Consider the following 11,832-nt stretch of genomic DNA (forward strand, 5'->3'; position numbering starts at 1 on the left):
AAAAATAATAGCAATTTTAAATTGTAATATAAAATAAAATTCGACAAACTTTGTAAAATTATCTTTATTTTTTTATGGTTCTCTAATATAATATATTTATGTTTTTTAGGAACGGATTTAAAAGAGCAGGAGAGATGATATGTGTAATAATAATCCATATATATTAGTATTAGGAGCATCAATAGTAGATATAATAGGCTTTAGTAGAAAAAAATATCATGGAAAGGACTCCATACCTGGAAATATTAAAATATCTTTAGGCGGAGTTTGTAGAAATATTGCAGAAAATTTAGCAAGAGTTAATGTTAATACTGAATTTATTTCTATTTTAGGTGGAGATGATCAAGGTAGAAACATTTTGGAGAATTCAAAAAAAATAGGATATAGTATGAAGCATTCATTGATTTTAGAAAATGAATATACACCAACATACATGGCTATTTTAAATGAAGACGGTGAAATGGAATCTGCAATAGTAGATATGGACAGCCTTAATAATATGAGAGCTAGTTTTATAGATTCAAAGGCACATATAATTGAAAATGCAGAATATACAATATTAGATTCAGACAATCCTAAATTATTAGAATATATTTTGACAAATTTTCAAGGAAAAACTAAATTTATTTTAGATCCTGTTTCAGCTACTAAAGCAGAAAAAATCAAACATTTGGTTAAATATTTTCATACTATTAAACCAAACAGATTAGAAGCTGAGGTTTTATGTGGATTCAAAATAGAGAATAATGAAGATTTAAAAAAAGCTGCAGAATACTTTTTATCTTTAGGAGTAAAAAATGTATTTATAAGTCTTGATGCAGATGGCATATATTATAAGAATTGTAAAGAAGTGGGTAAGATTTCAACTAATAATATAGAAGTGAAAAATGTTACTGGTGCGGGAGATTCTTTTGTTGCAGGAGTTGGATATGGATATATGAATAATATGTCTATTAAAGACACTGTTAAATATGCTATTGCAATGTCAACAATAACAATAACTCACGAAGACACTATAAATCCATCTATGAGTGAAAAGTTTGTTAATGAATATATAAAAAAGCTAGAATGGTTAGAAGATTAATAGTTACATAATTTCACCTTTATTTCTTAAGATTAAATAAAATAAAATAGTTTCTTTTGCATAAGATAAGTATATAAACTTGGAGGTGAAAGAAATGAGTAACAAACCAAAGAATAGTCATAAAAAGCATATAAATCATAATCCACAAGTTGAAAGTGTAAAAGCAGTTTATGGAGAACCAAAAGCAAAAGAGCATGATCGTAGAGATTTTAAAATTTAATAAAGTTTTAATATGTTAAGTTAAGAGGCTATTATTAATAGCCTCTTAACTTATTATGATTTGAAAGATATAAATAAAATAAAAATAAATTATTGATTACAATATGCATTTTCATTATGGAAATATTGACAAAACTGATAATCTGATATAATATAGTTTTAAAAATCATATATAAAAGCAATGATAAAGAGGAGTAAGGAATACAATATATAAAGAGAATGAAGGTCATAGGCTGTAAGCCTTCTATATTAGAGTATCCTGAAGGTAGCTTTTGAGCATCTTTACTGAAACTAAGTAAGTAAGGACGGCTGTCTTAGTCGTTATAAAATAAAGAGCTTATCATAATAAATTATGGTAAGAAAAAAGGTGGTACCGCGAGTCTTCGTCCTTTTGTGATGAAGGCTCTTTTTTTATTTTTAAAATAAAAAATAGGCTTAATAGTATTTTTATGATTTTAATCATAAAACATTAAAAACTGTTAGCTTTTAAATAAGAAGGAAATAAAGGAGGAAAATATATGTTAGAAAATAATAATTTAGCTACTACATATAATCCAAAAGAATTTGAGGAAAGAATTTATAAAACTTGGGAAGAAAAAAAATATTTTACACCAATAATTGATAAAAATAAGAAGCCATTTTCAATAGTTATGCCGCCACCGAATATAACAGGAAAGCTTCATTTAGGTCATGCTCTTGATAATACACTTCAAGATATGCTAATAAGATTTAAAAGAATGCAAGGTTATTGTACTTTATGGCTTCCAGGACAAGATCATGCTTCTATTGCAACTGAGGTTAAGGTTGAAAATGAACTTTTAAAGCAAGGATTAGTTAAAAAGAAAATGGGAAGAGAAGCATTTTTAGAAAAAGTTTGGGAATGGTCTGATGAATATAGAGGTACTATAAGAAATCAGCTTAAAAAGATGGGTGTTTCTTGTGATTTTTCAAGAGAAGCTTTTACAATGGATGAAAACTTAAATAAAGCTGTTAGAACTGTTTTTGTTAAGCTATATAATGAGGGCTTAATTTATCAAGGAAACAGAATAACTAACTGGTGTCCTAAATGTACTACAGCTCTTTCAGATGCTGAAATAGAATATGAAGAAAAAGAAGGAAGTTTTTGGCATATAAATTATCCATTATCTGATGGAAGTGGTTATCTAGAAATTGCAACTACAAGACCTGAAACATTACTTGGAGATACTGCTGTAGCTGTAAATCCAAATGATGATAGATTCAAGAATTTAATAGGAAAAACATTAAAACTACCACTAACAGATAGAGAAATTCCAATAGTTGGAGATGACTATGTAGATATAGAATTTGGAACTGGTGCGGTTAAAATAACTCCAGCTCATGATCCAAATGATTTCCAAGTAGGACTTAGACATAACCTACCACAAATAAGAGTTATGGATGATAAGGGTGTTATTAATGAGTTAGGTGGAAAATATCAAGGTTTAGATAGATATGAAGCTAGAAAACAAATGGTTAAAGATTTAGAGGGGTTAGGTTTATTAGTAAAAGTTAAACCTCACAATCATAATGTTGGAACTCATGATAGATGTGGAACTACAGTTGAACCTATAATTTCAAAGCAATGGTATGTTAAAATGGAATCTTTAGCAAAACCAGCAATTGAAGCAGTTAAAACTAATAAGACTAAGTTTGTTCCAGAAAGATTTGATAAAATATACTTCAACTGGATGGAAAACATTCAAGATTGGTGTATATCAAGACAATTATGGTGGGGACATAGAATCCCAGTTTGGTACTGTAATGATTGTAGAGAAATGATAGTTCAAGAAAATGCACCAGAAATTTGTCCTAAGTGTGGATCTAAGCACTTACATCAAGATGAAGATGTATTAGATACTTGGTTCTCATCAGCACTATGGCCTTTTTCAACTTTAGGTTGGCCAAATAAAACAGAGGATTTAGAATATTTCTATCCAACAAATGTATTAGTTACTGGATATGATATTATCTTCTTCTGGGTCGCAAGAATGATATTCTCTGGAATACACAATATGGATGAAACTCCATTTGATACAGTTTTAATTCATGGTATTATAAGAGATGCTCAAGGAAGAAAAATGAGTAAATCTTTGGGCAATGGAGTAGATCCGCTTGAAGTTATAGATGAATATGGAGCAGACGCCTTAAGATTTATGCTTGTTACAGGAAATTCTCCAGGAAATGATATAAGGTATATTCCAGAAAGAGTTGAAGCGGCTAGAAACTTTGCAAATAAGATGTGGAATGCTTCAAGATTTGTTATGATGAATCTTGACAAAGAAATAATGGATAAATATGCAGATTGCAAGGAATATAGCTTAGCAGATAAATACATTCTTTCAAAGATGAATTCTTTAGTTAAAGAAGTAACTGAAAACATGGAAAAATATGAGCTTGGAATTGCGCTTCAAAAGGTTTATGACTTCATGTGGACAGAGTTCTGTGATTGGTATATAGAATTAGTTAAAGGTGTATTATACGGTGAAGATGAAAAGCAAAAAGGAATAGTTTATAATGTTCTAAATGAAGTTCTTAAAACAGGACTTAAGCTTCTACACCCAGTAATGCCATTTATAACTGAAGAAATATACACTACTTTAACTCATGGTGAATCAATAGTAATTTCAAATTGGCCAGAATATAATGAAGACTTAAATAACGAAAAAGCTGAAAAGGATATGGACTTTATAATTGAAGCTATTAAGGGATTAAGAAATGTTAGAGCTGAAATGAATGTACCACCATCAAGAAAAGCTAAAGTTATAGCTTATACTACAAATGAAGCAAAAGATGCATTTACAGCAGGAGTTCATTATATTGAAAAATTAGCATCTGCATCAGAAGTTGCATTTATAGAAGATAAAGCACAAGTTCCAGAAAATGCTGTGTCACTAGTAGTTAAAGGTGGAGAGTTATTTATGCCACTTCTAGACTTAGTAGATAAAGAAAAAGAACTTGAAAGATTAAATAAAGAAAAGAAAAAGCTAGAAGGCGAAGTGGAAAGAATAGATAAAAAATTATCTAACCAAGGTTTTGTAGCTAAAGCACCACAAGCTGTAATAGATGGAGAAAAAGAAAAAAGAGAAAAATATAATGAAATGCTAGAGGCAGTTTTAGTTAGAATAGATGCATTAAAATAAAATTAATAAAAGAATTATTGTCGTAATTTATTTTAAATTACTTAAAATATTTTGAATTAAAAAGCTCCCTTATTAGTATAATCCCCTTATGGTAGACAAATAAAAAAAGACCTTTATAATTAGGTTAGATATTTGTTTACTATAGGGGGATTTTTTATGAGTGGAATTCAAAGGAAATATAGCAAAGAGACTAAATTAAAAGCAGTTGATATGCACTTAAATCAACATATAGGAGCAAATACAATTGCTAAGGAATTAGGCTTAAGTGAGAAAAAGAGAGTTTATGATTGGGTAAAAAAATACCAAGCTGAAGGTGAAAAAGCTTTCGATATTGAAAGTAGAGGAAGAAAATCTAAAACTCGAACTAATGGTTCACGAATAGGTAGACCCAAAACTAAATTTTCATCATTAGAAGAAGAAGTTGAGTACTTAAGAATGGAGAATGAATTCCTAAAAAGCTAAGAGCTCTGGCAGAAGAATAACACGAGTTAATATATATGAGATTATATTTTTTATGTCAGAGCGATATTCTATTATACGTCTTTGCCTATTGGCAAAAGTAGTGCGAAGCTCTTATTATAAATGGCTCAAGCGTAAAGATATTATCACCAATAAGGATATACAGGATAAAATAATTAAAAATCATATACTAGATATACATAATAAATATAGAGGAACTTATGGACGAAAGAGGATATGTATTTATCTTAATAATATATTAGGCATTGAAATAAATCATAAGCGTGTATATAGACTAATGAATGAAATGAATATAAAAGCTGTTATACGTAAAAAAGTATATAAGCATAAGTTTAAACCTGCGTCAGTAGCGAAGAATATATTGAATAGAGAATTTACGGTTACTAGACCGTTAACGAAGTTATGCATGGATATAACATATATTCCTCTAGATAAATCTAGTCGTCGATTTTTATATTTAAGCGCAGTAAAAGATTTATATAATGATCAAATTATTGCTTATAATATGAGTACTAGGAATGATGTGAAATTGGTTAATGATACATTAGAACAGCTATATAATCTGCCATTGAAAAAAGGGTGTATATTGCATACTGATCAAGGATTTCAATACACAAGAAAAGAATATTGCGATGATTTAAAAAGGCACAGTATTACACAATCTATGTCCCGTCGTGGGAACTGTTGGGACAATGCTCCTATTGAAATATTTTTTGGACATTTAAAATCAGAATTAATATACTTAAGCAAAACACGAGAAACAGAAAAATTAATAAATGAAATCAATGAATATATTTGGTTTTATAATAATGAGCGAATACTACTAAAATACGGCATGAGTCCTATTCAATATAAGTCTCATGCCGCATAAAGAGTCTTTTTTCTATTGTCTACTTGACAGGATCAAGTTTATATGGGAGTTTTTTATTGTACATCTTTTATTATTAATGCTACAATTATGGTATATATTACCTATAATTTATTTGAAAATTTTTATTATGTAGTGGTTAAATGAAAGCTAAGTATTTATTATAAAGGAGTGGTTGAATTGGAAAAATGGGAGTATAGAAGCATTAAGTTTGAAACAAAAGGCTTTATGGGTGGTATATTGGAGATTGAAGAATTCAATCATCAACTTAACAATTTTGGTGAAGAAGGTTGGGAATTAGTATCTTGTGTTGCTACGAGCCAAGGACAAGGAACAACAAGGGAAGTAATAGCTATTTTTAAAAGAAAAAAATTTTGATTATAATAAAATATTTGAGATAAACTAAAGGAGATAAATCATCATGATAATTTGATTAAGCAAAAAATTGAGAAGAAAAAGAAATTGTTGATGATAGAATAAAGAGAATTATACAATGGAGGAAGTAGTATGGCAAGACGAGATGTTCGTAAAATGATTTTTGCAAGTGTTTATCCACTTTATATTGAAAAGGCGGAGAAAAAAGGACGTACAAAAGAAGAGGTTGATGAAATTATTCGTTGGTTAACATCATATAGTCAAGAAGCTTTAGAAGAAAAGATAGAAAATAATATAGACTTTGAAACCTTTTTTACAGATGCGCCAGAGCTAAATCCAGATAGAGCTTTAATTAAAGGCAGCATTTGTGGTGTTAAATTGGAAGAAATCGAAGATCCAATTATGAAGGAAATTAGATATTTAGATAAGCTAATTGACGAGTTAGCAAAGGGAAAAGTTATGAATAAGATTTTACGAAAAAATATTTAAAAATAAAAACACTGATTTTATAAAGAAGATAAAATCGGTGTTTTTAACTTAAGAGAAGTTTTAAAATAATTGCAAAATAGTATTTGCAATGCTGCTATCTGGATTTTCCTTAAGTACCTCTTCTGATTTTTTTATAGCTTCATAAGGCTTTAAAAAGCTATTTTGCAGGGTAGAAAATATAAGTAACCATTCTTTATATTTAATATTATTTGAATAGTTTAAGCACTTTTTTATATGAGTAAAAGCTAAGGATTCATAGTTTAAAGGCGTTAAAACTACAAATATGTAATAAGACATTAAATAATGTGTATAAGCTAACTCATCACAATTATTACTATCTTCAAGTGAATATATTTTATTTATAAGCCAAAAATAAAAATTATTTTTCATATAATAATCATGATTCTTCAATTCTATTAGATGTTCTTCATTTATTTCATAAATAGATACTTCATCTAAATTCAATTTAAAAATTTCATTTAAATCGTTCATAATAGGCTCCTTCTTTAGGTTTTATATTTATTATTTTAAAACACATTAATATAAAATTCAATTAATAAAAAGCAATAAACTAAGAAGTAATATTGACAAAAAAAATTAAAAGTGATAAAAGTAGGGTAATTAATAGTTGAATTATTTATCATTATTAAAAATAGGAGATATAAAAATGAAAGATTTTAATATATGGTGGCAGCCATTTAAATCATTAGGTGAAAAGAGCTTTATAAGAAATTTAATTGTAAGTTTATTAGTATTATTTTATTTAATATTTATACCAATAGTAATGATAAATAAAATAAATATAGTAAATAGATTTTTAATAATTATTACAATTATAATAAATATTTTACTTATTATAATTGGGTACTTTTAGGTAAGAAGTTATGGAAAAAAGGCGAAAGCATTAAATAAATATTAAGCATAGAAAGAGTGGATAACTTATGACAGGATGGATAATTTATAATGGAACATTAAATATTCCTAAAATAAATAAGCTTGTAGATTCTTTAATAATTGAAGGAGAGAAACTGGATATAGAATTAAAGAAGGTAAAAAATACGGAAATAATTCCTACATATAATAATGAAGGGAAAGCTGAGCTTTTATATTTAAAAGATCTTGAAAGCCCAAAATTTATTATATTTTGGGACAAAGATGTATTATTAGCAAGGCATTTAGAAAAGATGGGATTTAAAGTCTTCAATTCAAGTAAAGCTATTGAATACTGTGATCATAAGGGATTAATGCATTTAGAGCTTTCTAATAGCAATATACAAATGCCGAGAACAATTTTATCACCAATGATATTTGATTACTTATTAAATAGTGAAGGTTATTTAGTAAAATGTTTTGATGAACTTGGAAAAGATGTAATAATAAAAGAATCAAAGGGTTCCTTTGGAATGCAGGTATATTCAATAAAAAATAAAGAAGATTTTATTAAAAAGGTTATGGATTTAAATAAAAGAAATATAGATTTTATTATGCAAGAAAATATAAAAAGTAGTTATGGAAAAGATATAAGAGTAAATATCATAGGAGATAAAGTGATAGGGGCTATGCTTAGAGAATCTGATAAAGACTTTAGAGCTAATATATCTCAAGGTGGAAAAGGTAAATTAATAAACTTAACAATAGAACAAGAAGAACTTGCACTTAAGGCGCATAAGGTATTAGGATTAGATTTTTCGGGGGTAGATTTATTATTTGGAGAAAATAATAAACCTATATTATGTGAAGTAAACTCAAATTTAAATTTCTTAAGTTTTGAAGAGCTTTGGGGAAAAAGCTTTGGAGGCGAAATACTAAAATATATATTAGAGGAATGTTTATGATAAAAGGTTTAGTTATTTATGATGAAGTAGATGTAGAAAAAAATAAAAGTTATATAAATTGGTTAATAGAAGATGGAATAAAATATAATTTGGATTTAGAATTGATATTAGCAAAAGATATAAATTATAGAGTTTTAGATTCAAAATTTAAATTTGTTATAAATAGGTCTAGAGATTTTAGAATAACTTATAATTTAGAATTAGTAGGACTAAGAGTTTTTAATAAATTTAATTTTTGCAGGCTTGGAAATGATAAGTTAGAAGCATATAATTTTATGGAAACTTTAGATATTAAATATCCAAAGGTTTATAGAAGCATTGAAGAGTTAAATAGTAATAAAAAGATAATAGAAAAACCTAAAAATGGACATGGTGGAATAGGAGTTAATATATTAAAGGGTTTTAAATCTCTAGATTTTAATAAAAATGTTTATCAAGGGTTTATTGGAGATTATGTTGGAGATATAAGGTTTTATATAATAAATAATAATATAGTTAATTCAGTAATTAGGCTTCCTAAAGAAGATGAAACCTTATCTAATTTTTCAAGGGGTGGCAATGTTGAATTATATAAATATTCATATTTGCAAAAAGAGATAATAGATAAAATACTAAGTAATATAGACATAGATTTTGGTGGAATTGATTTCTTACTTTTAGAAAATGGTGAAATATTATTTAATGAATTTGAAGATGCAGTTGGAAGTAGAATGTTAAGTTATTTAGGTGTAAATAACACTATGGAATTATTTTTAGAGCATATAAGAAAAAGTGTTAAAGGAATGAAATAGATATGAAAGATTTAAAGGCATTAAAATATTTAGAGGAGCTAAGGGTTTTAGGATCAAATTATGGATTAGAACGTACAGAGAGATTATTAGAGTTGCTCGGAAATCCACATAAAAAACTAAAGCTTATACATATAGCTGGAACAAATGGAAAGGGATCAACATCTTCTATATTAGGTAAAGTTTTAATAGAACATGGTTATAAAGTAGGATTTTTTAATTCACCACATTTAGAAGAAATAGAAGAAACGATAAGAATAAATGATGATAATATAGCTGAAGAGGAGTTAGTAAATTTATTAGAGGAAATAAAGCCATATGTTAATAAAATAGTAGAAGAAGGATACAAGCATCCAACTGAATTTGAAGTATTAACTTGTGTTATGTTTTTATATTTATATAGACAAAAGATTGATTTTGGAGTAATAGAAGTAGGTCTAGGAGGAAGGCTAGATTCAACAAATGTAATTACACCAATTTTATCGATAATAACTTCTATAAGCTTAGATCACACAAATATTTTAGGAAACACAGTAGAAGAAATAACTAGTGAAAAGGTAGGGATAATAAAAGAAAATGTTCCAGTTATAACTTGCAAGCAAAAAGATAAGGTTATTAATATTATAAAAAGTAAAGCATTATTAACAAATTCTAAATTAACTATTGTAGATTCAAATAATTTTAATCTATTAGAAATAGTGAATGATGATATTCCTTATCAGAGAGTATCAATTAATTTTAATAATAATAAATATACTTTAGATTTATCTTTGCTTGGTAAACATCAAATAATTAATTTATCTTTAGCAATTAAAGCACTAGAAGAGCTTCAAAGGTTAAATTATATAAATATTGAAATTAATAAATTATATAAAGGTGTAAAAAGTATTAAATGGAAAGGAAGACTTGAAGTATTAAAGAAAAATCCATATATAGTAATTGATGGAGCTCATAATATCGCAGGAATAGAATTTCTTAAAAGAAATATAGAGGAATATTTTAAATATCAAAAATTATACTTAATACTTGGAATTTTAAATGATAAAAATGTTGAAGAAATGGTAAAAGTAATAGCACCTTTAGCCACTGAAGTTTATACTGTGACGCCTAATTCAATAAGAGCAGCTAGTGCAAATGAACTAAAGGAAGTAGTATTGAAGTATAAGAATAATTGTATTGCTTTTGATGATTATGACAAGGCAATAAAACTATCATTAAGTAAAGCTAATAAAGATGATTTAATAGTTGCAGCTGGTTCTCTTTATATGATAGGAGAAATAAGAAAGATATTAACTAATACATAGAGAAATTTGTGTGCTTTTAATGTCAGATAACATAATTAATGCATATTTTATATTGAGGTGATTAATATGAAAATAGTGCTTGATTATGGACACTGTTTGTCGGGGGCTGATACTGGAGCAGTAGGAAATGGATATAGAGAAGAAGTTTGTACAAGAGAAATAGGCAAAAGAATAAAAACAAAATTAGAAAATTTAGGTCATAATATTATAGTTGTATCACCAGATTATGCATCTAGTGTATCTGAAAGCTTAAGAATTAGAGTTTCATCTGCTAATTCAGCAGGTGCAGATATTTCAATATCAATTCATTTAAATGCAGGTGGAGGACGAGGAACCGAGATTTATACTAAAAATGGTTCTATTCTTAGTGAAGCATCTAATATTTTAAAGGAAATGAATGCTATAGGATATATAAATAGGGGAGTTAAAGACGGAAGTGAGTTAGCCTTGGTTGGAGGAATAAGAATTAAATCGATGCTAGTAGAATGCTGTTTTATTGATTCTAGTGATATGAGTATATATGATCCGGAAAAAATAGCAACAGCAATAGTAAAGGGGCTAGTTGGAAAAGACACATCTTCCCCAAGTACTCCAAGTGAACCTGTAAATCCATCAACTCCTTCACAAAATGGTGATAGATATTTAAATTTAAATAAATTAGTAAGTAGTTGGAGAGTATATCCTTTAAATAAGGCACCTATAATAGGTAACGAAGTAGGAACTTTAGCACCATTAAGATATGGAGGATTATCTTACAAGATATTAGGAAACCCACAAAGTAACGTTTATACAATAGAAACTGTATCTTTTGGAAGAGTAAATATATATGCGCCAAGAGATAATGATAGTAGTATAAGTGATACAGCTTTATATGGTGAAGTTTCTTCTGGATCTTCCTCTGGGAGTACTTCAGGGAATTCTTCAACATCAAAAAGATATTTAAACTTGAATAGTAATGTAACTAGTTGGAGAGTATATCCATTAAGTAAACGTCCTATAATAGGAAATGAAGTTGGTTTTTTAGCACCATCAAGATATGGAGGATTATCATATGAGATTTTAGGAAATCCTCAAAATAATGTTTATACTATTAATACAGAAACTTTTGGTAAAGTAAATATTTACGCACCAAGAGATAATGATAGTAGTATTACTAATAGTCCAATATATTAAATTAAAATTTTAGGTGTGATTGATAAAGTTATTTTATTAATTGCACCTTTGTAAAA

General features: G+C 27.5%; 13 protein-coding genes and 1 other annotated feature. Of the genes, 12 read left to right on the plus strand and 1 reads right to left on the minus strand.

Features of this window, described 5'->3' with window-relative positions:
- The first annotated feature begins 139 nt into the window (after positions 1–139).
- The 7 genes from A500_RS06190 (at position 140) to A500_RS06215 (ending at position 6,676) form a co-directional block, all read left to right on the plus strand.
- Positions 140–1,084, plus strand: a complete 945-nt coding sequence (locus tag A500_RS06190; protein ID WP_016206733.1) for a carbohydrate kinase family protein — start codon at positions 140–142, stop codon at positions 1,082–1,084.
- Between the two features lie 94 nt (positions 1,085–1,178).
- Positions 1,179–1,304: a CPC_1213 family protein gene (locus tag A500_RS21655; RefSeq protein ID WP_016206734.1), complete on the plus strand. Its 126-nt coding sequence runs from the start codon at positions 1,179–1,181 to the stop codon at positions 1,302–1,304.
- Between the two features lie 171 nt (positions 1,305–1,475).
- Positions 1,476–1,697, plus strand: a binding site (T-box leader).
- Positions 1,698–1,821: 124 nt separating this feature from the next.
- Positions 1,822–4,464 (plus strand): valine--tRNA ligase, encoded by a 2,643-nt coding sequence (locus A500_RS06195; RefSeq protein ID WP_016206735.1) that lies wholly within the window; start codon positions 1,822–1,824, stop codon positions 4,462–4,464.
- 156 nt (positions 4,465–4,620) lie between these two features.
- Positions 4,621–4,926 (plus strand): transposase, encoded by a 306-nt coding sequence (locus A500_RS06200; RefSeq protein WP_016206736.1) that lies wholly within the window; start codon positions 4,621–4,623, stop codon positions 4,924–4,926.
- Between the two features lie 31 nt (positions 4,927–4,957).
- Complete coding sequence (locus tag A500_RS06205) at positions 4,958–5,815, plus strand: IS3 family transposase (RefSeq protein WP_341349940.1); 858 nt, start codon at positions 4,958–4,960, stop codon at positions 5,813–5,815.
- Between the two features lie 168 nt (positions 5,816–5,983).
- Positions 5,984–6,190, plus strand: a complete 207-nt coding sequence (locus A500_RS06210; protein WP_423219279.1) for a DUF4177 domain-containing protein — start codon at positions 5,984–5,986, stop codon at positions 6,188–6,190.
- A gap of 129 nt (positions 6,191–6,319) precedes the next feature.
- Positions 6,320–6,676, plus strand: coding sequence for a DUF2200 domain-containing protein (locus tag A500_RS06215; RefSeq protein WP_016206739.1), 357 nt, complete (start codon positions 6,320–6,322; stop codon positions 6,674–6,676).
- Between the two features lie 60 nt (positions 6,677–6,736).
- Here A500_RS06215 and A500_RS06220 read toward each other — a convergent pair whose 3' ends face one another.
- Positions 6,737–7,168, minus strand: a complete 432-nt coding sequence (locus A500_RS06220) for a hypothetical protein (RefSeq protein WP_016206740.1) — start codon at positions 7,166–7,168, stop codon at positions 6,737–6,739.
- A 175-nt stretch (positions 7,169–7,343) separates the two neighbouring features.
- Here A500_RS06220 and A500_RS06225 point away from each other — a divergent pair, with 175 nt between their 5' ends.
- The 5 genes from A500_RS06225 to A500_RS06245 all read left to right on the plus strand — a co-directional run bounded on the left by A500_RS06225 (position 7,344) and on the right by A500_RS06245 (position 11,776).
- Positions 7,344–7,550, plus strand: a complete 207-nt coding sequence (locus A500_RS06225; RefSeq protein ID WP_016206741.1) for a hypothetical protein — start codon at positions 7,344–7,346, stop codon at positions 7,548–7,550.
- A 67-nt stretch (positions 7,551–7,617) separates the two neighbouring features.
- Positions 7,618–8,511, plus strand: coding sequence for a RimK family alpha-L-glutamate ligase (locus tag A500_RS06230; RefSeq protein ID WP_016206742.1), 894 nt, complete (start codon positions 7,618–7,620; stop codon positions 8,509–8,511).
- The gene (locus tag A500_RS06235) at positions 8,508–9,302 is read left to right on the plus strand and encodes an ATP-grasp domain-containing protein (RefSeq protein WP_016206743.1); all 795 of its coding nucleotides are present in this window, start codon (positions 8,508–8,510) and stop codon (positions 9,300–9,302) included. The genes A500_RS06230 and A500_RS06235 overlap by 4 nt, the downstream gene beginning before the upstream one ends.
- A gap of 2 nt (positions 9,303–9,304) precedes the next feature.
- Positions 9,305–10,603, plus strand: a complete 1,299-nt coding sequence (locus A500_RS06240) for a bifunctional folylpolyglutamate synthase/dihydrofolate synthase (protein ID WP_016206744.1) — start codon at positions 9,305–9,307, stop codon at positions 10,601–10,603.
- A 66-nt stretch (positions 10,604–10,669) separates the two neighbouring features.
- Complete coding sequence (locus A500_RS06245; protein WP_016206745.1) at positions 10,670–11,776, plus strand: N-acetylmuramoyl-L-alanine amidase; 1,107 nt, start codon at positions 10,670–10,672, stop codon at positions 11,774–11,776.
- Positions 11,777–11,832: the final 56 nt, after the last annotated feature.

The organism is Clostridium sartagoforme AAU1 (assembly GCF_000401215.1).
Taxonomy (GTDB): Bacteria; Bacillota; Clostridia; order Clostridiales; family Clostridiaceae; genus Clostridium; species Clostridium sartagoforme.